At 69.5% G+C, this 23,303-nt stretch carries 25 protein-coding genes and 1 pseudogene; 16 read left to right on the top strand and 10 right to left on the bottom strand.

All coding sequences use genetic code 11. From position 1 onward, the window contains the following. Positions 1-428: 428 nt before the first annotated feature. Positions 429-1,883: a MocR-like transcription factor YczR gene (yczR, locus tag L324_RS35405; protein WP_037319261.1), complete on the bottom strand. Its 1,455-nt coding sequence runs from the start codon at positions 1,881-1,883 to the stop codon at positions 429-431. 61 nt (positions 1,884-1,944) lie between these two features. Between yczR and yczE the strand changes: the two genes are divergently transcribed. Next, the gene (yczE, locus tag L324_RS35400; RefSeq protein ID WP_037319258.1) at positions 1,945-2,571 is read left to right on the top strand and encodes a membrane protein YczE; all 627 of its coding nucleotides are present in this window, start codon (positions 1,945-1,947) and stop codon (positions 2,569-2,571) included. A 9-nt stretch (positions 2,572-2,580) separates the two neighbouring features. Here the strand turns inward: yczE and L324_RS35395 are convergent, their stop codons facing one another. Next, positions 2,581-3,105 carry a Clp protease N-terminal domain-containing protein gene (locus tag L324_RS35395; protein WP_037319255.1) on the bottom strand — a complete coding sequence of 175 codons (525 nt, stop codon included), beginning with the start codon at positions 3,103-3,105 and terminating at the stop codon, positions 2,581-2,583. Beyond that, positions 3,105-3,314 (bottom strand): sigma factor-like helix-turn-helix DNA-binding protein, encoded by a 210-nt coding sequence (locus tag L324_RS35390; protein ID WP_004559389.1) that lies wholly within the window; start codon positions 3,312-3,314, stop codon positions 3,105-3,107. The genes L324_RS35395 and L324_RS35390 overlap by 1 nt, the downstream gene beginning before the upstream one ends. Positions 3,315-3,375: 61 nt before the next feature. On the opposite strand from L324_RS35390, the gene L324_RS35385 reads away from it, so the two are divergent. Then, complete coding sequence (locus L324_RS35385; protein WP_037319253.1) at positions 3,376-4,149, top strand: protein phosphatase 2C domain-containing protein; 774 nt, start codon at positions 3,376-3,378, stop codon at positions 4,147-4,149. Positions 4,150-4,202: 53 nt separating this feature from the next. Then, a pseudogene (locus L324_RS41915) lies at positions 4,203-4,754 on the top strand (DUF998 domain-containing protein); the annotation flags it as partial. Positions 4,755-4,832: 78 nt separating this feature from the next. Here the strand turns inward: L324_RS41915 and L324_RS35375 are convergent. After that, positions 4,833-5,837 carry a D-cysteine desulfhydrase family protein gene (locus tag L324_RS35375; protein WP_037319384.1) on the bottom strand — a complete coding sequence of 335 codons (1,005 nt, stop codon included), beginning with the start codon at positions 5,835-5,837 and terminating at the stop codon, positions 4,833-4,835. Positions 5,838-5,911: 74 nt separating this feature from the next. Here L324_RS35375 and L324_RS35370 point away from each other — a divergent pair, with 74 nt between their 5' ends. The 7 genes from L324_RS35370 to L324_RS35340 all read left to right on the top strand — a co-directional run bounded on the left by L324_RS35370 (position 5,912) and on the right by L324_RS35340 (position 12,441). After that, positions 5,912-7,294, top strand: a complete 1,383-nt coding sequence (locus L324_RS35370; RefSeq protein ID WP_037319251.1) for an amidase — start codon at positions 5,912-5,914, stop codon at positions 7,292-7,294. After that, the gene (locus tag L324_RS35365; RefSeq protein ID WP_161780904.1) at positions 7,291-7,839 is read left to right on the top strand and encodes a TetR/AcrR family transcriptional regulator; all 549 of its coding nucleotides are present in this window, start codon (positions 7,291-7,293) and stop codon (positions 7,837-7,839) included. The genes L324_RS35370 and L324_RS35365 overlap by 4 nt, the downstream gene beginning before the upstream one ends. Next, positions 7,836-8,717: an oxygenase MpaB family protein gene (locus L324_RS35360; RefSeq protein WP_037319246.1), complete on the top strand. Its 882-nt coding sequence runs from the start codon at positions 7,836-7,838 to the stop codon at positions 8,715-8,717. The genes L324_RS35365 and L324_RS35360 overlap by 4 nt, the downstream gene beginning before the upstream one ends. Before the next feature lie 152 nt (positions 8,718-8,869). Continuing rightward, positions 8,870-10,318 carry a DUF8832 domain-containing protein gene (locus L324_RS35355; RefSeq protein WP_051174277.1) on the top strand — a complete coding sequence of 483 codons (1,449 nt, stop codon included), beginning with the start codon at positions 8,870-8,872 and terminating at the stop codon, positions 10,316-10,318. A gap of 29 nt (positions 10,319-10,347) precedes the next feature. After that, positions 10,348-10,752, top strand: a complete 405-nt coding sequence (locus L324_RS35350; RefSeq protein ID WP_037319243.1) for a FixH family protein — start codon at positions 10,348-10,350, stop codon at positions 10,750-10,752. A gap of 17 nt (positions 10,753-10,769) precedes the next feature. Beyond that, on the top strand, positions 10,770-11,900 hold the full coding sequence (locus L324_RS35345; RefSeq protein ID WP_037319240.1) for a hypothetical protein: 1,131 nt from the start codon (positions 10,770-10,772) through the stop codon (positions 11,898-11,900). Continuing rightward, positions 11,893-12,441: a hypothetical protein gene (locus L324_RS35340; RefSeq protein ID WP_037319237.1), complete on the top strand. Its 549-nt coding sequence runs from the start codon at positions 11,893-11,895 to the stop codon at positions 12,439-12,441. Before L324_RS35345 ends, L324_RS35340 begins: the two co-directional genes overlap by 8 nt. A 59-nt stretch (positions 12,442-12,500) precedes the next feature. Here L324_RS35340 and L324_RS35335 read toward each other — a convergent pair whose 3' ends face one another. Then, positions 12,501-12,755, bottom strand: a complete 255-nt coding sequence (locus L324_RS35335) for a DUF397 domain-containing protein (protein ID WP_037319235.1) — start codon at positions 12,753-12,755, stop codon at positions 12,501-12,503. Between the two features lie 351 nt (positions 12,756-13,106). On the opposite strand from L324_RS35335, the gene L324_RS35330 reads away from it, so the two are divergent. Further along, complete coding sequence (locus L324_RS35330) at positions 13,107-13,379, top strand: hypothetical protein (protein WP_037319232.1); 273 nt, start codon at positions 13,107-13,109, stop codon at positions 13,377-13,379. A 4-nt stretch (positions 13,380-13,383) separates the two neighbouring features. Then, complete coding sequence (locus tag L324_RS35325) at positions 13,384-13,650, top strand: hypothetical protein (protein WP_037319229.1); 267 nt, start codon at positions 13,384-13,386, stop codon at positions 13,648-13,650. 19 nt (positions 13,651-13,669) lie between these two features. On the opposite strand, the gene L324_RS35320 is transcribed toward L324_RS35325, so the two are convergent. The 3 genes from L324_RS35320 to L324_RS35310 all read right to left on the bottom strand — a co-directional run bounded on the left by L324_RS35320 (position 13,670) and on the right by L324_RS35310 (position 16,272). Beyond that, complete coding sequence (locus L324_RS35320) at positions 13,670-14,518, bottom strand: SAM-dependent methyltransferase (protein WP_037319225.1); 849 nt, start codon at positions 14,516-14,518, stop codon at positions 13,670-13,672. A 14-nt stretch (positions 14,519-14,532) separates the two neighbouring features. Further along, positions 14,533-15,348 carry an SAM-dependent methyltransferase gene (locus L324_RS35315; protein WP_037319222.1) on the bottom strand — a complete coding sequence of 272 codons (816 nt, stop codon included), beginning with the start codon at positions 15,346-15,348 and terminating at the stop codon, positions 14,533-14,535. Positions 15,349-15,414: 66 nt separating this feature from the next. Next, a complete protein-coding gene (locus L324_RS35310; RefSeq protein WP_005163455.1) occupies positions 15,415-16,272 on the bottom strand; it encodes a helix-turn-helix domain-containing protein in 858 nt (285 codons plus the stop codon). A 219-nt stretch (positions 16,273-16,491) separates the two neighbouring features. Here L324_RS35310 and L324_RS35305 point away from each other — a divergent pair, with 219 nt between their 5' ends. Both L324_RS35305 and gnd read left to right on the top strand, forming a co-directional pair. Then, positions 16,492-17,400 carry an MBL fold metallo-hydrolase gene (locus L324_RS35305; protein ID WP_037319220.1) on the top strand — a complete coding sequence of 303 codons (909 nt, stop codon included), beginning with the start codon at positions 16,492-16,494 and terminating at the stop codon, positions 17,398-17,400. A gap of 291 nt (positions 17,401-17,691) precedes the next feature. Continuing rightward, the gene (gnd, locus tag L324_RS35300) at positions 17,692-19,131 is read left to right on the top strand and encodes an NADP-dependent phosphogluconate dehydrogenase (protein WP_037319217.1); all 1,440 of its coding nucleotides are present in this window, start codon (positions 17,692-17,694) and stop codon (positions 19,129-19,131) included. A 79-nt stretch (positions 19,132-19,210) separates the two neighbouring features. On the opposite strand, the gene L324_RS35295 is transcribed toward gnd, so the two are convergent. Continuing rightward, positions 19,211-19,933: a Clp protease N-terminal domain-containing protein gene (locus L324_RS35295; RefSeq protein ID WP_037319216.1), complete on the bottom strand. Its 723-nt coding sequence runs from the start codon at positions 19,931-19,933 to the stop codon at positions 19,211-19,213. Positions 19,934-19,965: 32 nt separating this feature from the next. Continuing rightward, on the bottom strand, positions 19,966-21,180 hold the full coding sequence (locus tag L324_RS35290) for an NAD(P)/FAD-dependent oxidoreductase (protein WP_037319214.1): 1,215 nt from the start codon (positions 21,178-21,180) through the stop codon (positions 19,966-19,968). 155 nt (positions 21,181-21,335) lie between these two features. Between L324_RS35290 and L324_RS35285 the strand changes: the two genes are divergently transcribed. Further along, positions 21,336-22,691, top strand: a complete 1,356-nt coding sequence (locus L324_RS35285; RefSeq protein ID WP_037319212.1) for a nucleobase:cation symporter-2 family protein — start codon at positions 21,336-21,338, stop codon at positions 22,689-22,691. A gap of 40 nt (positions 22,692-22,731) precedes the next feature. Then, a complete protein-coding gene (locus L324_RS42930) occupies positions 22,732-23,172 on the top strand; it encodes a hypothetical protein (protein WP_037319210.1) in 441 nt (146 codons plus the stop codon). Positions 23,173-23,303: the final 131 nt, after the last annotated feature.

Genomic DNA, 23,303 nt, shown 5'->3' with positions numbered 1-23,303 from the left:
TCAGGTTTCCCCGTCTTCCCGAACGGCCGACCGCGCCCGGCCGGTTCGGATCCCGGCCCCGGCGCCGCGCTGCCCCTGCGGCGCCGGGACCAGCACCGGGTGGACTTCGGGGGCTTCTGCTCACCGCGCCGAGCAGGAGCCGGCCAAGCTCGAAGACCACCTGATCCGCGGGCGGTTCCCGGCACGTCGAGGGGCTGTGCCGGGTAACCGCCGCGGTGCCCGTCCCGGGGTTTCGACCCCGGGGCGGGCCGGATAGCCGGTGCGCTGGTCGTGCGGCGCCGATGCCCTCCCTGGAGCATCGGCCGCCCCGCCGGCGCACCGGCTATTTCCGTTTTCGGCCCCGTACTCCTCGCATTTCGTCCTCTGGATGCGGTAGTTGCACACGCAAGTACCGCATCCAGAGGACGAAATGCGAGGTCAGGAGGGCGTCAGGTGACCTGGACGGAAGCAGGGGTGGCCGTGACGGGGGTGGCGGACACCGAAGCGGCGGCCGCGCCCAGTCGCCGTACGGACTCGAAGAGGCGGTCGGCAGGCAGCGCGTACGGCAGCCGCAACCAGCGCTCCAGTCCACCGTGGACGCCGAACCGCGAGCCCGGCGCCACCTGCACCCCGTGCCCCGCCGCCGCGACGGCCAGCCGCGTGCTCATCGGCTCCGGCAGACGGCACCACAGCGCGAGCCCGCCCGGCGGCACGGTGAACGTCCAATCGGGGCAATACCAGTTCAGCGCCCCGGTCAACGCGTCACGCAAGGCCCGCGTCTCCTCGCGGCGGTGCGCCAGCGCGGCCCCGCCGTCGTCGAGCAGTTCGGCGAGGACGAGCTGTTCGAAGACCGGGGAGCCCAGGTCGACGGCGAAGCGGGCCGCGATCAGCCTGCCGATGACGTCCTCCGAAGCGCGGATCCAGCCCAGCCGCAGCCCGGCCCAATGCGACTTCGACGCCGAGCCGATGGTGATGCCGAGATCGCCCGCGAACACGCCCAGCGGCGGTGGCCCGTCGACCGGATCGCCTTCGAGATCGAGTTCGACCATCGTCTCGTCGATGATCGACGGCGTCCGCGCGCGGCTCAGCGCGGCGGCGAGCCGTTGACGGCCGTCGGCGTCCAGACGCAGTCCGGTCGGGTTCTGGAAGTCCACCACGAAGTACGCGAGCCGCGGCGCGGACTGCCGGAGGGCGGCCTCGATGCCGACGACGTCCCAGCCGGTGGCCGGATCCAGCGGCACCGGGACCGGGATGGCGTGCGCGGCGCCGATGGCCTCCAGCGCGTTCGGGTACGTCGGCTGCTCGACCAGCACCCGGTCGCCGGGACCGGCCAGCATCCGCAGGACCTGCACGAACGCGTGATGCGCGCCGTTGGTGACCATCACCTGATCGGCGTTGGTCGGCAGCCCGCGTTCGGTGTAGCGGCGGGCGATCCGCTCGCGCAGGACCCGCAGTCCGCGCACGTGGTAGCCGTTCTCGCCGAGGTGGTCCCCCAGCGCCTTCCGGGCGGCGTCCACGGCGGGGACGAGGCCGGCGATGGCGGGCGGGCAGGCCTGGGCTAGGTCGATGAGGTCCTCGCCGGACGGCAGGAGCGTCTCCCGGCCCCGGCCGCCGGGCGACGCGATCCAGGATCCGGCCCCGCGACGGCTGGCGACCAGCCCGTCGGCCCGCAGTTTGTCCAGCGCGGCGCCGATCAGCGTGCGGCTGACCTCCAGCGCGTCGGCGAGTTCCCGTTCGGCCGGGAGCTTCGTGCCGAGCGGGAGCCTGCCGTCGAGGACGAGCAGCTCGACCGCCGCCGCGAGATCGGCGGCGCCGTGACGAGAACCACTTTGCCGCCAACTTCCCAGCAAAGTGGCCAATTTCAGGCCCGAAACGCGTCCAGTCAGCGGAATCAGCGGTTCCATAAGACCAATTATTGCGGATTGGCCATGGTCAAGGTAGCCACTTACCCCTGATGGTGCACACGTGGCACTAAAACTCGACCTCAGACCTGTCGGCATCTCGCACGACACCACCCGCCGCTCGATCCAGCTCGTCGGCGGGCTCGCCCTCTACGGCGGCAGCATGGCCATGCTGACCAGGTCCGGCCTCGGCCTCGATCCGTGGGACGTCCTCCACGAAGGCCTGATGAAGATCACCGGCCTCACGTTCGGCACGGTCACCGCCTTCGCTTCGGTCGCGGTGCTCCTGCTGTGGATCCCCCTGCGGCAGCGGCCCGGGATCGGCACCGTCGCCAACATCGTGGTCATCTCGCTCACCGTCGACCTGGTGCGGGTCTTCCTGCCCGACCAGCACGTCCTCGGCTGGCAGCTCCTCAACCTGGTCGCCGGGGTGGTGCTCAACGGCCTCGCCGCCGCGATCTACGTCGGCGCGCGCCTCGGCCCGGGCCCCCGCGACGGGCTGATGACCGGCTTCGCGGCCCGGACGGGCAGGTCGATCCGCCTCGTCCGGACCCTCATCGAGATCACCGTCCTGGCCGCCGGCTGGCTGCTCGGCGGCACCGTCGGGATCGGCACGATCCTCTACGCGCTCGCCATCGGGCCGCTCACGCAGGCCTTCCTGCCGCTGACCGTCTGGCGTGAACGCTCGTGAGTGATCTCCTCAGCTGGCCTGGCGGCGCTCCAGCAGCCGCCGGACGGCGAGGTAGTCGATCCCCCGCTGAGCGAGGACGTCGGCCGCGACGCCGGGAAGGGCCGTCAGCGCGAGCAGGAGGTGCTCGGCCTCTATGCGCTTGTCACCGGCATCGATGGCTTCGTGAAGGCCCTTCTCCAGCACCTTCTTCGCGTCCGCGGTGAAGGTCCGATGGCCGCGCCCGCTCCGCTGCCCACCGGTCAGCGCGCCGGGGCCGTGGGTCTGCTCGACCCGTTCGACGATGTGCTCGACGTCGATGCCGAATCCGCTCAGCGCTTCGACATCGGCGTCGCTCATCCCGCCCCGGCGACGTACGCGCCGGAGATCGTCGGCCAGTTCGTCGGCCGGGCAGCCCAGCGTGGTCAGCACGCCCGTGTTCCGGGCGAGGGATGTCAGCAGGTGCAGCGGGTCGACGGTCGCGGCCGCTTCGTCCGACGCGACCCGCTGTGACCCGACGACGACTTCGCGGGCTTCGTGACTGAAGCGTTCGAACATCAGTGCCTCCCGTATTTCTTGTGCACCGCTTGCCTGCTGACCCCCAGCTCGGCGGCGATCTCCTGCCAGGACCAACCATGCACCCGCGCGCTGCGGACCTGCACGGCCTCGAGTTGTTCCAACAGCCGGCGCAAGGCGGCGACGGCGCGCAATCCCACGCGGGGATCACGGTCACCGGCTCGCGCGGCCAGATCTGTCGCTTCGGTCATGACGTCAACCTACGTTGACATGCGTCCTGTGTCAACCAGAGTTGACAGTTAGGGTCGGGGCATGGCCGAAATCTCAGTGGCGGAAAGGGACGGAGTCGGCCCGGACGGATCACCGCGCCCGACCGAAGACCACGTCGCCGTGCTCGGAAACGCCGTGGTGGTGCTGGACGGGGCGACCTCGCCGCAGCCGGATCTCCCGTCCGGCGGCTGGTACGCGAGTCTGCTGGTGCACAGCCTCTCGCAGGCACTGGACGCGGAACCAGGAGCGGATCTCGCGATCCTGCTGGCCGAGTCGATCGCCGACGTCGCCCGGCGCGAAGGCCTCGAACCGGGCCGCTCGCCGTCGAGCACGGTCGCGATCGCGCGCTGGACGGACGACACCGTCGACGGACTCGTGCTCGCCGACAGCCCGATCGTCGCGTTCGGGCCCGACGGCGCCGACCCGCTCACCGACGACAGGCTGGTCTCGCTGCGCGGCGGCGGTCAGCTCCGCACCGGCTCCGACGTCCGCGCCAAACGCAACGCGCCGGACGGCTTCTGGGTCGCCGAGGCGGAACCGAAGGCGGCCGCCGAGGCCGTCCGCCGCAGCTGGCCGCGCTCGGAGGTCGACGCCCTGCTGCTGGCGACGGACGGCGTCGCGATCGGGGTCGACGAATACGACCTGTTCGACTGGCCGGAAGTGCTCGCCATCAGCCGGGAACGCGGTCCGGACGCGGTCCTCGACGCGGTGCGCACGGCGGAGAAACAGGACCCCGACGGCGAACGCTGGCCCCGTGCGAAAAGGCACGATGACCAGCTACTGGTACTGGTCGACTTCCGGGTAGCCCCAGGGTAAAACCGGGGGCTTCCCGGATCGGAAAGCCGCGTCCGCGCGAGCACCCTGGACCCATGACGTTCCCCGGGGAGAGATCGCGTGTCAGACCTTGGCTGATCGCGTCGGCGGCGGCCATCGGCTGGGCACTGCTCACCATGGTGGTGCTGCATCTGATCAGTTCGCGCGATCCGGTGTTCGACACGCTGTCCAGCTACGCCTACGTCGACCGCGGCACGGGCATGCTCGGGGCCAGCGTGCTCTCGCTGTCCATCGGCTCGCTCACCGCGCTCGGCGCGCTGGCCGCGGCCGGGGTCCCGCTCAGCCGCACCACGAAACTGCTCTTCGTGCTGTGGTCGCTCGGCTTGGCGGCGGCCGCGATCTTCCCGGCGAGCTACCCCGAATTCCCGGATCCGGTCAGCGGCGAGATCCACCTCTACGCCTGCCTCATCGCGTTCCTCAGCCTGCCCGCCGCCGGTTTCACCCTGCGCGACAACCTGCGCGGCACCCCCGCGGCCAGGCAGGTCGGCCGCCTGGCCTGGGGCAGCGCGACCGGCCTGATCGTCTTCGGGCTCAGCTTCATCTTCGTGCGCCTGTCCGACATCCCGTTCTTCATGACACTGACCGACATCGTCCCGGTCGGTGTCGCGCAACGGCTTTCGCTGGTAGCCCACGTGATCCTGATCGCCGGGATGCTGAAGGTCGCGTCAGCGGCTCACCGCGTCGGCGAATTCCGGGGCGTACCCGTAGAGGCCGGGCAGTCCGCCCGTGTGCAGGAAAACAACGTGCTCGTCGGCCGCGAAATGGCCTTCAGCGGCCCACGCGATCAGCGCGGCACCCACTTTGCCGGTGTACACGGGATCGAGCGCGATCCCTTCCATACGACCGAAAAGCCGCACCGCGTCCCAGGTCCCGTCGGTCGGGATGCCATAGCCGGGGCCGATCGCGCGGTCGTCGATGCGCAGTCCTTCGAGTGACGGCGGCGTCCTGCCCAGCAGGGCGGATGCCGCGGTCGTGAGGTCGGACAGGTTGTCCAGAGCCTCGTCCACCGGGTGGCTGACGCAGGCGATGTCGAGCGTCAGCCGGTCGAGGTCCGCCGTCCCCACGATCAGCCCGGCCGCGGTGCCACCGCTGGCGTGCGGGGCGATCAGCCGCGCCTTGGTGATGCCACGCTCGGCGAGTTGCCCGGCGATCTCCTGCGCGGCGGCGACGTAGCCGAGCGCCCCGACGGCGTCGGAGCCGCCGACCGGGAAGGTGGCCACCTGACGGCCCTCGGCCGCGGCCTCGGTGATCAGCCGGTCGTAGGTCCTGCCGGTCTCCTCGCCGTCCCGGCAGATGTGCACGTTCGCGCCGAAGAGGTGATCGAGGGCGACGTTGCCGGACCGTTCGTAGGCGTCGCCGTCACGCGGCACCTTGGCGGTGAGCACGAGTTCGCATCGCAGTCCGAGCTTCGCGCAGGCCGCGGCGGTCTGACGGCCGTGGTTGGTCTGCAGCGCGCCGAAGGTGATCACCGTGTCGGCGCCCGACTCGATCGCCGCGCCGAGCAGGAATTCGAGTTTGCGCAGTTTGTTGCCGCCCACCCCCAGCGGATGCACGTCGTCCCGTTTGAGCAGCAGGTTCTTCAGGCCGAGGGCCTCGCCCAAACGGGGTGCCGGATGCAGCGGCGTCGGACAGCCGCCGAGGTCGACGCGGGGGAAGCGATCGAGGTTCATGAAAGTCACGTAACCACACCGACACTACTCGGTGGTATCGTTCGTTTGAACGAACGAGACGTGCAGGGGGAGCCATGACCACCTCGAAACCGAGCCTCGCGTTCACCGGCCTGGCGGAACAGGCCGCACTGCTCGCCAGTGGGGCGACGTCCTCCGTCGAGCTGACGCGCCTGGCGCTCGAACGCGCCGAAGCGAGCCAGCCGACCCTCAACGCCTTCAAGTGCCTTCGCCACGAGGACGCCCTTCGCGAGGCCGAAGAGGCGGACCGGCGGCTGGCCCGCGGCGAGACCGCTCCCCTGCTCGGCGTCCCCACCGCGATCAAGGACGACCTCGACGTCGCCGGGCTGCCGACGGCGTTCGGCTGCGAAGGCGACTTCTCCCCCGCGACGGCGGACTCCCCGCCCGTCGCCGCCCTTCGCGCGGCGGGCGCGGTGCTCATCGGCAAGACCAACACCCCTGAACTCGGCCAATGGCCCTTCACCGAAGGCCCGGCGTTCGGCGCGACCCGCAATCCGTGGGACCCCGAGCGCACTCCGGGCGGTTCCTCCGGCGGCGCGGCGGCGGCCATCGCGTCGGGGGTGATCGCCGCCGCGCTGGGTTCCGACGGGGCCGGGTCGATCCGGATCCCGGCCGCGTGGACCGATCTGGTCGGGATCAAACCGCAACGCGGCCGCGTCCCGACCGAACGGGAACTGTTCCACGGCCTGACCGTGGTCGGCCCGCTCGCGCGCACCGTCGCCGACGCGGCCCTGCTGCTCGACGTCGCCGCCGGGACCGGCACCGCGTTCCAGTCGGCCGCCCGCCGTGAACCGGGCCGGATGCGCATCGGGTTGTCCACGAGGATCCCTTTCACCGCCACGAAAACCCGGCTCGACCCGGACGCGCACGCGGCCGTCGTCCGGCTCGCCGAGCGGTTCGCCGAACTCGGCCACGAGATCGTCGAGGTCGAACCGGACTACCGGCTGATCGGCCTCACCTTCCTGCCGCGGTCGCTCGTCGGCGTCCGTGACTGGTCCCGTCGCGTCCCGGACCAGGCGCGGCTCGATCCGCGTACCCGGGCCAACGCCCGGCAGGGTTCGGCGCTCGCCGGTCCGGCGCTGCGGCTCGCCAGGGCCGCGGAACCGGTGCTGCAGCGGCAGATCGGCTCGGTGTTCGGCCGGGTGGACGTGCTGCTCACCCCGACCACCGCGACCCCGCCGCCGCGGATCGGCAGTTTCGACCGGCTCAGCGGCTGGCAGACCGACCAGGCCATGATCGCCGCGTGCCCCTACGCTTGGCCGTGGAACGTGCTGGGCTGGCCGGGCGTCAACGTACCTGCCGGACCTAGCCCGGCGGGGCTTCCGCTCGGCGGGCAGCTGCTCGGCCCCTCGCATTCCGAGGAACGGCTGATCTCGTTGGCGGCGCAACTGGAAGAGGTCGAACGGTGGCAGGACCGCAAACCCGAGACCGCTTGGTGAACACCCGCGAGACCATCCTCCACGCCGCCCTCAAGGTGGTCGGGGAACAGGGGGTCGGCGGGCTGACCAACCGCCGCATCGCGCGGCAAGCCGAGGTCTCACTCGGCACGCTGACCTACCACTTCCCGAGCCAGACCGCGTTGCTGCGCGAGGCGATGCTGCTGTTCGTCGAGGAAGAGACCGCGAAGCTGACCGGGTTCGTCGACGCCTACCGCGAACAGGGGCTGAGCGTCGAACAGGCCGCGTCGGTGGTCGAACAGGTCATCGCGCAGCTCCCGTTCGGCACCGACGAACTCGGCGCGCACGAGCTGTACCTGCAGGCCGCGCGCGATCCGGGACTCCAGGACGCGGCCGCGCGCTGTTTCGCCGCCTACGACGAACTCGCGCTGGTGATCCTGCGGACGCTCGGTGTCGCGTCGCCGGAACGCCTGACCGGACCGGTCGTGGCACTGATCGCCGGGCTGCAGCTGCGCAGGCTCGCCACCGGCGACGACGGCGTGGAGGTGGCGCTGCCGTTGATGATGCTCGTCCGCGGCGCGTCATGAGCGGTCCGCCGATCGTCAAGGGGACGGCGGCGTGGAGGTACTTCGGGGACTTCCGGGCCGGGCTGCTGGCCGGTCAGGTGCTGGTGCTGCAGGTCGCGCATCCGGTCGTGGCGGCCGGGGTGCGGGATCATTCCGACTACATCGAGGATCCGTGGACCCGGCTGATGCGCACGGCCGCGTCGCTGTCCATCTACATCTACGGCGGACCGGCGGGAGCCCGGTACGAGGCGGACCGGCTGCGCGCCCTGCACCGCTCGTTCACCGGGGTCGACGCCGACGGTCACCGCTACAGCGCGCTCAATCCGCACGCGTACGCCTGGGTTCACGCCACCCTCGTCATGGTTCCCGTTGACACACAACGGTTCTACGGCACACCGATGACCAGGTCCGAACTGGACGAATACTACGCGCAGATGTGCGATGTCGGGCGCCTCCTCGGTCTGCGCGAACAGGATCTGCCCCCGACCTGGCCGGAATTCGAGCGGTACTACGCGGAAATGCTCGACGGATTCGGTCCGAACGAGACGATCTCGACGTTGTTCGAGACGATCCGGACGGTGAAGAAGCCGTGGCGATGGCTACCCGACCAACGTTGGACACGGCTTCAACGGTGGCAGTACCGCGGGCAGATGTTCGTCATCCGGGGCACGCTGCCGCCCGCGCTCCGGGATCGCCTCGGTCTACAGTGGACAGAACGGGACCAGCGCCGGTTCGACCGCTTCCGCACGGCGGTCCGGGTCTTCGGCGGGCTGGTGCCGGTGCCGTTGCGCTCCTCGCTCGTGCGCCGGATCGGCAGGCTGAACGTCTGGTTCCGGGCCCACCCCCGCGCGTACCGTTTCCTGGGCGGCACCACCGGCCCCGGAAGCGCCCGCGTTTAGTCCTCTGAACGCGCCCTGCTGGAAAACCTGAAACCGTTTTCACTCGGGTGAAAACCCCACCGGAGTAAGGGACGCAGTCCCCTTTACGGGGGACCCCGGTTCACCCCGCGCCGTGACGCTTTCCCTTGGCGCCGTCGCTAACTTCAGCCGGGATGGGGAATTCACCGAGGGGGCGGCGCACGGCGCCGTTGGTCATCGTCCGCGTACTCGTGCTCTGTGCGCTGGCGTTCTTGCTGTCGGGCGGCACGGCCCAGGCGGACGGCGTGTCGAGCGGGGCGGACGTGCAGGTCGCGCAGACGCTCGGCACCCGGGATCTCACGATCGTGCTGCGGCGGATGGACATCGCACCCGGTCCACTGCACGTCGACGTCGTCACGCACGCCGGGAGCGCGCCGGGCACGCTGAAACTGCGCGCGTCCACCGCGGGGACGACTTTTTCCGAAACCACGGTCCAGTTGGGCGAACGGCCCGGCGCCTATTCGGCGCTGCTGCGGGTCGACCGACCGGGGCCATGGGAACTCGGCCTCGACGACGGGACGGACACCGGGTCGATCCCGTTCATCGTCCCGGCCAGGGTCATCCCTCCGTGGGAAAAGGCCACTTTCGGCGGTTTCGTCGCCGCGGGGGTGTTCCTCGTGATCGGTCTCGTCATCGCGATGCGCGTCAAACGGCCACAACTCGCGCTGATCCCGGCGGGCGGGATGGTCGCCGCGCTCGCGGTCGCGATCACCGGCGCGATGCTTTCCGCGTCGACCCCGCCGCCGCCCGCGCCAGGAGCGGCACTGGACCCGACGATCGACAACATCCAGGACCCGTACGCGAACGCGCAGTTGTCCACAGTGGACTTCTCGCGGCCGCCGGTGAATCTCGCCGTGCACTCCCCCGGCGCCAGGGCGGGCGGGCTCGCCGAGGTTCGGATCGCGCTGGCCGACGGGGCGACCGGCCGCCCGGTCGACGATCTTCTGGTGCACGACAACGCTTTGATCCATCTTGTCGTCATCTCGCCGACGGGCAGGCTCTGGCATCTGCATCCGGTGCGGGTCGGCCCCGGCGACTACCGGGTGAAGTTCACCCCGCCCGAGTCCGGGACCTACGCGGTCGCCGCCGAACTCGCGCGGCGGGGCGGTGGCGTCCAACTGGTCCGCACCACGATGCCTGTCGCGGCTGGGGCGGAATCCCCCGCCGAGCCGGTGCCCGCGGGGGCTGGTCCGCGGGTCGTCGGCGGCAACCCGGTCGACATCGACATCGAACCGGGCACGCCGACGACGATCACCGCCCGGTTCGCCCGCGCGGATCTCCAACCCTGGCTGGGCATGCTCGGCCACCTGATCGTCGTCGGCCCGATAACCGGCGACGGCCGGGTCGGCGCGGATGCCGCTGCCGCGCCGACCTGGGCCCACGTGCACTCGATGATCCCGCAATCCCCTGGCATGCCAGGGAAACCCGACGAAACCGTCGCCGCGTACGGCCCCGCCGTCCCGTTCACCTACACCTTCGCCGCCCCCGGCAAGTACCGGATCTGGCTGCAGGCCGAACGCGACTACACGGTGCTGACCGTGCCCATGCAGCTCGAAATACCGCCGGGAGGGGCGCCCCAGTGAATTCCTCAATGAACACAGTGGACTCCCCAATGAACACAGTGGACAGACGAAGGCCCGCCCTGCTCATCTCCGTGGTCGCCGTGCTCGTGGTGGCGATCGTGGCCTGGCTGCTGTGGCCTTCCGGCGGCGGGGCGCAGGTGCAGTCGTCTACTCAGGGCCCGTACACCGTGCAGTTGTCGGTCGAAGATCCGCACCAGGGCGGCAATGTCTTCGCCGTGAGCGTCACGGGCGCGACTCCGGAAGTCGTCACCCTCGAACCCGTCATGCCGCAGATGGGACACGCCCTCGCGCCGTCTCCCGCGATCGCGGAGGCACCGGGCCGGTATCGCACCGGCGACGTCCTGCTGCCGATGTCGGGCCAATGGGAGATCACCGTTTCACTGCGCGGGCCGTCCGGCGCCACGCAGCACGTTTTTCCTTTGCTGGTCAAGTAAGAGAGGGAGGTCGGGGTATGGATCTCACCGCGGGAGGGGCGAGGGTCGCCTCGGTGACACGAACCGAGCGCACCGGACTCGTGCCGGCGGGCACGGTGCTGGCCGGATCGGTGATCTCGCTGATCGGGCTGACCTGGGACATCCAGTGGCACGGCGACGTCGGCCCGGACACGTTCTTCACGTTGCCGCATCTGTTCCTGTATTCGGGCAGCGCGATCTCCGGGCTCGCGAGCCTCGTGGTCGTGCTGATGACCACGGCGGCGCGCCGGGCTGGCCGTCCGGTCGACGCACGCGTGGGCGGCCGCGCGATCAACGTCTTCGGCAAGGTCTTCGCCGCACCGGCCGGCTATCTGGTGACCGGGGCGGGCGCGGCGATGTTCCTGCTGTACGGCCTGTGGGACCAGTGGTGGCACGGCCTGTACGGCTTCGACGCGGTGATCGACTCGCCGCCGCACATCGGGCTGCTGCTGTCGATCACGCTGAGCATCATCGGCACCGTCATGGTGTTCGCGGCCGCGCGGGAACACCGCTGGGGGACGGCCGGGGTGGTCGGCAGCCTCGGTGTGCTGATCGCGTTCAGCACGGTCACCGTGCTGGGGCTGCAGCAGATCGACGCCGACCCGATCGACGTCGTCTCCGTGGGTATCGCGTTCCTTTCGGTACTGCTGGTCTCGGCGGGCGCGGGTTTCTGGGGCAGGCCGGGCGGAGCCGTGCGGGTCGCCGTTGCGCTCGCGGTCATCCAGGCGATCACCTGGTGGTTCTCGCCGTGGGCCGCGGAGGCGTACGCGAGCGCCGTCGGCCTGCCGATGCGCGACTACATCGACGGCGTGCCCGCGATGCCCGCGATGATGCCGATGGCGTTGCTGCCGATCGCCGCGGTACTCGAAGCGGTCTACCTGCTTTCGCGGCGAGGCTGGTCCGCTGGCCGTGTTTCGGTGCTGGCGGGCGGGATCGGCGGTCTGCTGATCGGCGCGACCATGCCGATCCAGAACGTGATCGTCTACGGGGGCTCGCTCGACTGGCCGGTCGTGTTCGGGACGGCCGCGGTGGGCGCGGTGTTCGGGTTGCTCGGCGGGTTCGCCGGGTGGCGGTTCGGCGGGATGCTGAGGCTGCTGGCCCCGGCGAAAGGGGAGAACACGCATGCGTAAGGCCTTGCTGGCGCTGGCGGCGGCGATCGGGTTGCTGTTCGCGACCACACCCGCGGCGAACGCCTACGAACCGGTGAACATCGTCCATACCGAACGGGTGCAGGTCGGCCCGTACGGGATGACGGTCGGGTTCAGCACCTGGCCGTTGCGGGCCATGCAGTCGCTGGACTTCACGTTCATCCCGGACGACGGGATCGCCGGGAAGTCGGGGACGCTCGCGTTCGTCAATCCGGAGACCGGGCGGCTGGGCCGGCCGCAGCCGCTGGCGAAGCATCCGCGGAAGCTGGAGGTGTGGGGGCTGGACATCCGGGCGCTGAAGACCGAGGGGGCGTGGACGTTCCGGTTCGAGATCGACGGGCCCGCCGGCCGGGGGACGGGGGAACTCCGCGATCTGACGGTGCTCGAACAGCCGGGGCCGCCGATGGCGGTGAGCTGGTCGATCAGCCTGATCCCGCTGATCGTCCTCGCCGTCCTGATCGTCGTCGCCTGGCGGCGCACGAAGTCCAGGTTGCGCGGAAACGGGCTCCCGGCCCCGGTGTGACTCGGTGTGACCGAAGATCGGATGGCTCGCGTGTCCCGGATGGGCACGCGAGCCGTTCGTCATGGGCTCAGATCGAACTGTCCTGCCTTGACCGCCTTGAGGAACGCGTTCCACTCACCGGAATCGAAGACGAAGACGGGACTGGTGGCCAGCTTGGTGTCGCGCACCCCGACCAGGCCTTCCCGGCCGAGGTTGACCTCGACACAGTTCCCCCCGTTGGGCTCGCTCGCGAAGGACTTCTCCCACGCGGCGTCGTCGAACAGCGACACGGCCGTGGTCGGATCGTAATCCGCCGCCGATGGATAATCGGCCATTGGTCGTACCTCCGAACGTCGGTCGGGGGTGCGGGCCGCCACCAGCGCGAACCGTCACTGCCCCAGCTTCTCCTTGCCTCAACGGGACTATCCCGCACGGCCAAGTGGGTGATCAACTCCGCCCACCCTCGACATGAAGATTATTCCAGGAGTAGGATTAATCGCAGCGGCCGGGGCTCGGTTGTTGGTGAATCGCTCGCAGTCTGCAGAAACCTCGGCGGCACGCGCCACCGGGTGGGCGTTCAGCAGGGGTTTCGCCGTTCCAGCAGGCCACCGACGGCAGGTGACCGGCCGGAGCATCACCCCGCGGCGCATGACCACCCATCGCCGACCTCGTGGGGGAGGATCAGCGTGATCATTCAGGACACCATGCCTGCGACGGTACTGGCCGTCGGCAGGCTCATGGCCGGGACGGCGGGGGAAAGCCGCCGCTCCGCGCATCTGTTCGACCTGCACTCCGGGGGTTCGCACCCCGAATTCCTGCACGCCCGCTGCGGCGCGGCGATGCCCTACGACCACCTGGAATGGATCCCTGTCGGCGCGGGGATGCCCTGTGAACGTTGTCTCGGCCTGGCCGGTTCGGCGGACCAGACGCGGTTGCCGCGTCCGAGCCGGGGGGTGTGACCGGATGGCCGTCCGCCTCACCACGCTGTTGTTCCGCCGTGAGGACGAACGCCTGGCGTCCGCGAAGCGCCGCAACATCGGCCTCGAACTGCGTCAGCGGTTCGGGTTCAGCCTCATCCAGGCGCCGCTGCGCAAGCAGCCGCCGTGGAACTCCGAAGTCGATTTCCCCGGACGGCGCTGCGGGCACCGGGACCTGATCAGGACCGGCCGTCCACTCGAAGGTCACTTCGAGCTGTCGCCCTTGATCGGGCATCTGACCGGCCGGGCCTGATCGCTCCGGAGTCCTGGTCTCAGGGCTTGCGGCCCAGCCCGCCCAATCCGCCGGTGAAGGTCGGGTCGTCGGCGAACCTGGCGCTCGCCCGTGAAGCCGCTTCGTCGAGGTGCCAGGCGGCCATCCAGTCGATCCCCGGCTCCACCATCTCCAGGCCGTCGAAGAACGCCGCGAACTCCGCGCGCGAGCGCAGGTGGAACGGCGCGCTCGTCTTCTTGTACAGCTCCTGGACGTTCTCGCGGTTGTCGCCGGCCTTACGGGTGACGCCGTCCTCGGTCAGATGCGAGGACAGGAAGTACGAACCCGACGGCAGCAGGTCGAGGTAGCGTTTGACCATCTCGTGCACCGGTTCGTCCGGGCCGAGGAAGTACAGCAGGCCCACCATGACCAGCCCGATCGGCTGGCGAGGGTCGAGCACCCCGGTTTCGAGGGCGCGTTTCCAGATGTCGTCGGGGTCGCGCACGTCGCCCTGCAGGACCGCGTGCCGCCCCAGCAGTCCCTCACGTTCCAGCAGCAGCTGGGAATGCGCGACGGCGACCGGCTCGATGTCGATGTAGACGACGCGGGAGTCCGGGTTGATCGCGCTCGCGATCTGGTGGACGTTGCCGACGGTGGGGACCCCGGAGCCGATGTCGAGGAACTGTGTGATCCCTTGGCGCGCCAGGTATCCCACGCCGCGGCCGAGGAAGTCGCGCCCGACGCGGGCGAACGTCTTGACTTCAGGGAACTGCTTGAGCACCTGCGCGCCGAACTCGCGGTCGATGGCCCAGTTGGCCGAGCCGCCGAGGAACCAGTCGTACACCCTGGCCACGTTGGGTCGTTCGAGGTCGACACCTTCGGGGGCTACGGGATCCTGCTGCGTGGTCATGCCGTCACACCTCGTCAGAAAGCGGGTTTGCGGGCGACCCCGCCGATGACGCAGTTAAGCGTAGGCGAGCCGGGGTCGTCCAGCCTCCATGCGCCGACCGGGACCAGACCTGGCTCCGCGAGTTCGAAATCCCCGAAGAAGCCCAGGAGCTCTTCCCGGTCCCGGAAGGAGGCGGGCGTGCTCGACTGGTCGTACTGTTTGACGACGCGCTGGATCTGTTCCAGCTCGTCACCTTCCACGCCGGACATCGTGACGTGGGAAAGAACGTAGAAGGAACCGGCGGGCAGCAGCCTGCGGTAGCGCGCGATGATCCCGCCGAGTTCGGGGCCCGGCACGAAATGCAGGACCGCGACGGTGAGCAGGGCGACCGGTTTCGCCGGGTCGAGCACGCCGGTGTCGAAGGCGCGCTCCCAGACGTCGTCCGCGTCGCGCAGGTCGCCGCCGATCACCGCGTGCCGGGCGGGGTCGCCGCCCCTCTCCAGCAGGATCTTGGCGTGCGCGACGGCGACCGGTTCATTGTCGACATAGACGCAGCGGCTGTCCGCGTCGACGTCGTCGGCGATCTCGTGGACGTTGCCGACGGTCGGCACGCCGGAACCGAGGTCGAGGAACTGGGTCACGCCGTTTTCGACGCAATAACGCACTGCGCGGCCGAGGAAGGCGCGGTTCGCCCTGGCGCCGGTGCGGATGAGCGGGAAGGCCTTGACCAGCTGCTCGCCGAATTCCCGGTCCACCGCCCAGTTCGCGGTTCCCCCGAGTGCCCAGTCGTAGATCCGGGCGGCGTTGGGCCGCTCGAGATCGACGCCCTCGGGTACGAACTCCGGGTCCACGTCCTGCCCCTGTCCACTCGGCCGCAGTGATGTGCCGTAACCCTACCGAAGGGATATCCCGCGCTTTCAGGATTGCATCTGATTGCGGTACAGCTCGGCGAGTTCCTTGAGGAACTGCCGGGTCTCCTGGCGTTCCAGCGCGGCTCCGCGCAACCTGTCCCAGGAGTCGACGAAGATGTTGAAGTCCTTGACGTCGTCGAGGTACAACCCGCCGGCGGAATGCTCGATGTAGACGAAATCCCTGGTGCGGTCGGGAAAACGCATGATGGTGAAATCGTTGGGCACGGCGGCGAGCCGGGCGCCGAACGGCAACACGTGCACATACACGCGCGGATGCTTGTCCAGCGCCAGCAGATGCTCGACCTGGTCCAGCATCACCGCGGGCGCGGAACCACCGGGAGCGCGGCGCAAGGCGCCTTCGCTGATGATGAACCGGTAGTAGGGCGGCTGCTGTTGCTCGAAAACGGCTTTGCGGTCCAGCCTGTTGCGCACCAGCGAGGTGACGTCGGTGGCGCCCGCTTCGGTGAACTGCTTGAGCATGTAGTGCTCGGACTGCAGCGGGCCGGGGATGCGCTCGCCGTGCCAGGTGAGGATCTCCGCGGCGGCGGGTTCGAGGTCGGTGAAGGTGCGAAACCAATGCGGCACCACGGATCGGTACCCGGACCAATGGCCGCGCTGCCCGGCCGCGGCGCGGGCCAGGTTCATCAGCGTGTCGGCCTCGTCGCCGTTGATCCCGAACGCGTTCAGCATCGATCGCACATCCCCGAGCTTGACCCCGACGGCACCGGACTCGATCTTGTTGACCTTGCCCTGGGTGCAGCCGAGAACCTCGGCGACCTGCTGCTGTGTCATCCGCGCGGCGTTGCGGGCATGCCGGAGCTCGTTTCCGAGTTGCTTCCGGCGCGAGGTGACGGTGCTGGCCATCAGCCTTGCTCTCCCGGACCACATAGCCAGGACCACGGTTCCCCGCCGTCCTGCGCGCGAACATTCGAACCCACCCAGGGTAGACCACCTTGCGGGGTTCGATGATGACATTGCGCAGCGTTCCAGGAAACGGCTGAAAACACCAGTCACCTGGTGCGTCACCCTGGTGGCGGAGCGACTCATCACATTTCGGACACCTTGGTCGGGCATAGTGACCGAGTGGCCCAATCACCCTTCGCCCGGCAGGTCACCGATGGTGTCTTCGGGTACGTCCAGCCCGACGGCTCATGGTGGATCAACAACTGCGGTTTCGTCGACGGCGGCGACCACACCGTGATCATCGACACCTGTTCCACCGAACGGCGCACACGCGCACTCCTGGAGACGGCGGCGTCCACCGCCGGGGCGCCGGTGACGACCGTGATCAACACCCATCACCACGGCGATCACACGAACGGCAACTACCTGGCGACCGGCGCGACGATCGTCGGGCACCGGAAGACGCGTGAGGTGATGGTCGCGACCGGGATCAACACCTACGGGAACGCGTTCACCGGGAACGACTGGGGCCATCTGGAGCTGCGGCCGCCCGAAGTCCTGTTCGACGACCGGCTGACCGTGCACGCCGGCGATGTCCGGCTGGAGCTGATCCATCCGGGGCACGCCGCGCACACCACGAACGACGTGCTGGTCTGGCTGCCGGAACGGCGGGTGCTGTTCGTCGGCGACCTGATCTTCAACGGCGGCAGCCCGTTCGCGCTGATGGGCTCGCCCGCCGGCTGGCGGAAGGCGCTGGACGTGGTCCGCGAGCTGGAGCCGGAGACGATCGTGCCGGGGCACGGCCCGATCTGCGGGCCGGAGGCGATCGATGTCGTGGACGGCTATCTCGGCTTCCTGCAGAAGCTCGCCGCCTGGGGGAAGGCCGCCGGTCTGACGCCGCTCCAGGCCGCTCGCGGAGCCGACCTCCGGCCCTACGACGCACTGTCCGAACAGGAACGGCTGCCCGCGAACCTGCATCGCGCCTACGCCGAACTCGACGGCCTCGACTGGGGTGCGCCGATCGATCTTCAGGCGGCGCTGGCGGACATGGTCACCTACAACGGTGCCCCGATCCGGTGCTTCTCCTGACGGCTCCACCCAGCCCGCACCCGACGTCGCGGAGCCCGCGTTCACGGTGGTGAATGTGGCCTTCGCAACGCCCGCCCCCCTCGCGCGCCCGAACCCCAGCCCCCCACCCGTCCCTGGGGGGCGACCCCGAGCCCAGCGTACCGGCACCCCCCGACCACCCTGGCCAACCGAGCCGAGTTGTCCACAGGTCGACCCGGTTGTGGACAACTCTCGTTTGATCCCTTCTCGTCCCGGCGCCGTATCCCTCACCGGGGATAGGCTCGGCAGGGGAATCGACGCGGAAGGGTGCGGATGAGCAAGAAGGCGAGCATCGGGGTCACCGGACTGGCGGTCATGGGCCGCAACCTGGCCAGGAACCTGGCGAGGCACGGGCACACGGTGGCCCTGCACAACCGTTCCGAGAAGCGGACGAAGGAACTGGTCGAACAGTTCGGGGACGAAGGCGACTTCATCCCGGCGTATTCGGCGCAGGCGTTCGTCGACGCGCTGGAACGACCGCGCCAGGTCGTGATCATGGTCAAGGCCGGGGCGCCGACGGACGCCGTGATCGACGAGTTCGTCCCGCTCCTGGAAAAGGGCGACGTGATCGTCGACGCGGGCAACGCGCATTTCGCGGACACCCGCCGCCGCGAGGCCGCGCTGCGCGAGAAGGGCATCCACTTCGTCGGCACCGGCGTGTCCGGCGGCGAGGAGGGCGCGCTGCACGGGCCGAGCATCATGCCGGGCGGGTCCAAGGAGTCGTACCGGTCGCTGGGGCCGCTGTTCGAGGACATCTCGGCGAAGGTCGACGGCGAACCCTGCTGCACGCACGTGGGCGCGGACGGCGCCGGGCACTTCGTGAAGATGGTGCACAACGGCATCGAGTACGCCGACATGCAGTTGATCGCCGAATCCTTCGATCTGCTGCGCGGCGCCGGCGGCTACTCCCCCGCCGAGATCGCCGAAGTCTTCCAGACCTGGAACTCCGGACGGCTGGACTCGTACCTGATCGAGATCACCTCGCAGGTCCTGGCCCACACCGACTCCGCCTCGGGCAAGCCCTTCGTCGACATCGTGGCGGATCAGGCCGAGCAGAAGGGCACCGGCCGCTGGACCGTCCAAATCGGACTGGACCTGGGCGTGCCGATCAGCGGGATCGCCGAAGCCGTTTTCGCGCGGTCGCTGTCGGGTTCGTCGAACCTGCGTGAGGCCTCTCGCGGTCTCGGCGGCCCTTCGCGTGCTCCGCTGACAGGGTCCGCTTTGGACACCTTCGCGGACGACGTCGAACAGGCGCTGTACGCGTCGAAGGTGGTGGCGTACGCCCAGGGCTTCAACCAGATCCAGGCAGGCGGCGCCGAGTACGGCTGGGACATCGACCTCGGCAAGGTCGCGTCCATCTGGCGCGGCGGTTGCATCATCCGCGCGAAGTTCCTGAACGACATCACCGCCGCGTACGCCGAGGAGCCCGCGCTGCCGACGCTCCTGACCTCTGGTGGCTTCCGGAAGGCCGTCGAGGACGCCCAGGACTCTTGGCGTTCGGTGATCTCCACGGCGGTACGGCTCGGCATCCCGACGCCGGGCTTCTCCACCGCGCTCGCCTACTACGACGGTCTGCGCGCCGAGCGGCTCCCCGCCGCGCTGGTGCAGGGGCAGCGGGACTACTTCGGTGCCCACACCTACCGCCGGGTCGACCGCGAAGGCTCGTTCCACACCGCCTGGGCGGCCGACGGCCGTCCCGAGTCCTCCGCCTGACAAGAGCTGAAGGGAACCTTCCCCGCATCTCATGCGACGAAAGCGTCCTTCACCGCGTCACATGCGGTGAAGGGCCCCTTCAGCCCTTCCCGCGCGCGGCGACGATCTCCGCCAGCGCCTGCAGGATCGTCGCTTCGGTCTTCGCCTTCGTGATTCCCAGCTCCGTGAGCAAAGGGGCGTCGATTTCGAAAAGGGCCAGCAGGATGTGCTCGGTGCCGATGTAGTTGTGCCCGAGCCGCAGCGCTTCCCGCATGGTCAGTTCCAGCGCCTTCTTCGCCTGCGCGCCGAACGCCATCTTCGCCGCCTCCACCGGTTCGGCGGTAGGTTCCGGCAGCCGTGCCACCGCGGCCTCGCGGACGGCGTCGAGGGTCACGTTCTGCGCCACGATCGCCCCGGCGGCGAGCGCGGCCGGTTCGGCCAGCAGGCCGAGGACCAGGTGCACGGGCTCGATCTGCGGGCTCTTGGCCGCCACGGCCTCGTCCCGCGACGCGACGACGACGTGCCTCGCGCGGTCGGTGTAGCGGCCGAACACCTTCACCAGGTCTTCGAGCGACGAGCCACCGGAGTCGACAAAGCGCTTCTGGGCGGCCTGCTTGGACACCCCCATGTTCTTGCCGATCTCGGTCCAGGACGCGCCGGAACGCCGCGCCTGGTCGACGAAGTGGCCGATCAGATGGTCGGCCACTTCGCCGAGGTGCTCGCCGAGGAAGACCGCGTCGGACAGCTGGCCGAGCACGTCGCCGTCGGGATGCTGCTGCTTGATATGGGAGATGAGGTCGTCGAGACGGACTGGAGTGGTCATACCGTCAACTTTAGGTTGACGATCTTCAATCGTCAACCTCGGGTTGACGCGACGGTGGCCTTGAGATCGAACCCGTTGGCTTCCAGCGTCTCGAACCGCGGCGCCGGATCCGCCGCGAACAGGCGGCGCGCGGCGATGTGGTCCGGTGGCCGGTTCACCGACTCGACACCGGCGAGGACACCGTCCCGGAACGACAGCACCGAGAACTTCCCGCCCTCCCGGTCGCCGGTCACGACGGTCCGCTCCGCCCCGGTCAAGATCCCCGCGATCTGCAGTTTCGCGCCGAGCTGATCGGTCCAGAACCACGGCAGGCTGTCGTACGGGGCCGGTTCGCCGACGATGGCCGCGGCCGCCGCCCGCGCCTGGTCGACGGCGTTCTGCACCGACTCCAGCCGCGTCGCGGTCCCGGCCTGGACGCACGGGAAGTTCGCGCAGTCCCCGACCGCCGAGATCTTCGGGTCGCTCGTGCGCAGATGCTCGTCGACGACGACACCGTTCGCCACGGCGAGCCCGGCCTCCTCGGCGAGCCGCGTCCTCGGCTCCACGCCGACGCCGACCAGCACCAGATCGGCGAGCAGGACGCTCCCGTCGCTCAGTTCGACCTCGGCCACCCGGTTCTCACCGCGCACCGCGGCGACCCCTTGGCCGAGCAGGACCGTATGCCCGGCCTCTTCGTGCAGAGCCGCGAAGTACGCCGAGACCTCCGGAGTCGCGACACGCGCCATCAGCCTGTCCTGCGCCTCCACGATCGTCACGGGCCGCCCGGCGTGCGCGGCGAATTCGAGGCCGATGAAGCCGCCCCCGACCACCACGACGTTCTCCGCGCTTTCCAGAGCCGCACGCAGCACATCGGCGTCGTCCTTGGTGCGCAAGGTGAACACACCGTCCAAAGTGGATCCCGGTACCGGGAGTACGCGGTTGCGCGAGCCCGTCGCCAGCACGAGATGGTCGTACTCGTGAACGGTCCCGTCCTCCAGTACCACCTTCGCGCCGTCGCGATCCACCGACGCGACGCGGCCGCCGATCAGCTCGATGCCCTTCTCCGCGAAGAAGTCCTCGGCCCGCAGACGCAACTGGGCGTCGCCCGCCGTCCCGGCCAGATAGCCCTTCGACAGCGGAGGCCGCTGATACGGCAGACCGGGTTCGTCGCCGATCAGGACCACCCGCCCGTCGAACCCCTTGTCCCGCAGCGAGGTCGCCACCCCGAACCCGCTCTGCCCGGCTCCTACGACGAGGACGGTCTCCATCGGCGCTCCTTCCGTTGTGCCCGATGTCCATTCAACACAGGTCCGGCCCGTTCGACCGCCCCTTCGAAACGTGATCCTCATGCGGCCGACGCGCTACGGTCATCCCGGGCGACTTAGCTTGATCGCCGTTGTTCCCGCGCGTCACAGGGGGTTACATGAGCTCCAGCCCGCCAGAGGTCCACCCGGTCGACCAGCGCCCGCCGCTGCCGAAGCTGACTTTGCTCGGCCTTCAGCACATGTCGATCATGTACGCGGGTTCGGTGGCCGTCCCGCTCGTCGTGGGCAGCGCGCTGAAACTGGACGCGGCGACGATCGCGTTGCTGGTCAACGCGGATCTGCTGGTCGCGGGCATCGCGACGCTGATTCAGGCGGTCGGGATCGGGCGCCTCTTCGGCATCCGGCTGCCGGTGGTGGCGGGCGCGACCTTCACCGTGGTCAACCCGATGATCATGATCGCCTCCCAGTACGGCATGCAGGCCGTCTACGGCGCGATGCTCGCGTCGGGCGTGTTCGGCCTGCTCATCGCCAAACCGTTCGCGAAGATGATCCGGTTCTTCCCGCCGCTGGTCTCGGGCACGCTGCTCGTCGTCATCGGCATCTCGCTGATCGCCCCCGGCGTCGGGCTGATCGCCGGCCACGACACCGGATCGCCGGACTACGCGAAACCCGCCAACCTCGCGCTCGCGTTCGGCGTGATCGCGGTGATCATCCTGTTCACCCGGGTCCTGCGCGGTTTCGCCAACCAGATCGGCCCGCTGCTGGCGCTGCTGATCGGCCTGGTCGCCGCGATCCCGATGGGCCTGGTGAGCTTCAAGGGCATCGCCGACGCCGACTGGTTCGGCCTCGCGTCGCCGTTCCACTTCGGCCCGCCGACCTTCCCGATCGCGGCGGTGCTCTCGATGTGCGTCGTGATGCTGGTGACCTACACCGAATCCACCGCCGACCTGGTCGCCGTCGGGGAGATCACCGGGCGGCCGCCGACCGATTCCGACCTCGCGCGCGGCCTCGCCACCGACGGCCTCTCGGCCATCCTCGGCGGCACGATGAACTCGTTCCCGGACACCGCTTTCGCGCAGAACGTCGGCCTGGTGCAGATGACCGGGGTCCGCAGCCGCTGGGTGGTGGCGATGGCGGGCGGCCTGCTCGTGCTGATGGGCCTGGTGCCGAAGGTCGGCGCGTTCGTCGCGGCCGTGCCGGAACCGGTGATCGGCGCGGTCGCGGTGGTCATGTTCGCGATGGTCGCCGTGGTCGGCGTGCAGAACCTGAAGAGGGTGGAGTTCTCCGGCAACCACAACACCTTCATCGTCGCGGTGTCGTTCGGTGTCGGGCTGCTGCCCGCGTTCGCCACGAACCGGTTCGGCAACTCGATCTTCTTCCAGCACTTCCCGCTGTGGCTGCAGACCATCTGCGGCAGCCCGATCACGGTCGCCGCGATCGTCGCCTTCACCCTCAACCTGCTGTTCAACCACCTCGGCAAACGCCGGGAGCCGGACCTGCTCAAAGCGCCCTGATCAGCACCAAAGCCATTTCGGCCACAGGTTGCATTCCTCGGTGGGCGTCGTGCTGGGCGGCGGCGGGGTCGGGTTGGGCGGCTGCGGCACGCCCGAGGAGCCGGTCGGCCTCGGCGGGTCGGCCGGTCCGTTCGACGAGGTCGGGGTGGTCGTGGTGTCCGGGGAGCCGGAGGACGACGCCGCCGCCGAACTCGACGTACGGCGGCTGGAGGTCGTCTTGCTGGCATGCGACGAGGGAGCGCCTTCGGAGCGCTCGCCGGTGCCGACCGTCTCCGTGGTCGGGACGGCCGACGTCGCGTCGGCTCCCCTGTTCTCGGACGGTCGCTTCGGCATCTCGATGACGCTGATCTGGTTCGGCGCCGCGTTCTGCTCGGGATCCCCGTCGAATCCGACGAGAACACCGGCCGCGCCACAGGCGACGACCACGGCGATCACCACCGCGATAACTCTCCAGCGTGACTTTGCCCGTGACTCCTCGTGATCATCCCAGCCCTCGCGAATGAGCAGGTCGGCGACCGAAACGTCGTCGTCATCCACCAGCTGAACCTTTCGCACCGGGAACGGCCAAGCAGTAGTTTTACCGGACGTCACCCCCGAATGGGTGAGGTTAAC

The organism is Amycolatopsis orientalis DSM 40040 = KCTC 9412, from assembly GCF_000478275.1.
Taxonomy (GTDB): domain Bacteria; phylum Actinomycetota; class Actinomycetes; order Mycobacteriales; family Pseudonocardiaceae; genus Amycolatopsis; species Amycolatopsis orientalis.
This window is presented reverse-complemented; position numbering and strand designations above follow the sequence as displayed.

Bases quoted from the DNA above. Each gene is read 5' to 3' on its own strand.
- yczR (WP_037319261.1), bottom strand. From the start codon at position 1,883: ATGGAACCGCTGATTCCGCTGACTGGACGCGTTTCGGGCCTGAAATTG.
- L324_RS35395 (WP_037319255.1), bottom strand. From the start codon at position 3,105: ATGTTCGAACGCTTCAGTCACGAAGCCCGCGAAGTCGTCGTCGGGTCA.
- L324_RS35390 (WP_004559389.1), bottom strand. From the start codon at position 3,314: ATGACCGAAGCGACAGATCTGGCCGCGCGAGCCGGTGACCGTGATCCC.
- L324_RS35385 (WP_037319253.1), top strand. From the start codon at position 3,376: ATGGCCGAAATCTCAGTGGCGGAAAGGGACGGAGTCGGCCCGGACGGA.
- L324_RS35375 (WP_037319384.1), bottom strand. From the start codon at position 5,837: ATGAACCTCGATCGCTTCCCCCGCGTCGACCTCGGCGGCTGTCCGACG.
- L324_RS35370 (WP_037319251.1), top strand. From the start codon at position 5,912: ATGACCACCTCGAAACCGAGCCTCGCGTTCACCGGCCTGGCGGAACAG.
- L324_RS35360 (WP_037319246.1), top strand. From the start codon at position 7,836: ATGAGCGGTCCGCCGATCGTCAAGGGGACGGCGGCGTGGAGGTACTTC.
- L324_RS35355 (WP_051174277.1), top strand. From the start codon at position 8,870: ATGGGGAATTCACCGAGGGGGCGGCGCACGGCGCCGTTGGTCATCGTC.
- L324_RS35350 (WP_037319243.1), top strand. From the start codon at position 10,348: ATGAACACAGTGGACAGACGAAGGCCCGCCCTGCTCATCTCCGTGGTC.
- L324_RS35345 (WP_037319240.1), top strand. From the start codon at position 10,770: ATGGATCTCACCGCGGGAGGGGCGAGGGTCGCCTCGGTGACACGAACC.
- L324_RS35340 (WP_037319237.1), top strand. From the start codon at position 11,893: ATGCGTAAGGCCTTGCTGGCGCTGGCGGCGGCGATCGGGTTGCTGTTC.
- L324_RS35335 (WP_037319235.1), bottom strand. From the start codon at position 12,755: ATGGCCGATTATCCATCGGCGGCGGATTACGATCCGACCACGGCCGTG.
- L324_RS35325 (WP_037319229.1), top strand. From the start codon at position 13,384: ATGGCCGTCCGCCTCACCACGCTGTTGTTCCGCCGTGAGGACGAACGC.
- L324_RS35320 (WP_037319225.1), bottom strand. From the start codon at position 14,518: ATGACCACGCAGCAGGATCCCGTAGCCCCCGAAGGTGTCGACCTCGAA.
- L324_RS35310 (WP_005163455.1), bottom strand. From the start codon at position 16,272: ATGGCCAGCACCGTCACCTCGCGCCGGAAGCAACTCGGAAACGAGCTC.
- gnd (WP_037319217.1), top strand. From the start codon at position 17,692: ATGAGCAAGAAGGCGAGCATCGGGGTCACCGGACTGGCGGTCATGGGC.
- L324_RS35295 (WP_037319216.1), bottom strand. From the start codon at position 19,933: ATGACCACTCCAGTCCGTCTCGACGACCTCATCTCCCATATCAAGCAG.
- L324_RS35290 (WP_037319214.1), bottom strand. From the start codon at position 21,180: ATGGAGACCGTCCTCGTCGTAGGAGCCGGGCAGAGCGGGTTCGGGGTG.
- L324_RS35285 (WP_037319212.1), top strand. From the start codon at position 21,336: ATGAGCTCCAGCCCGCCAGAGGTCCACCCGGTCGACCAGCGCCCGCCG.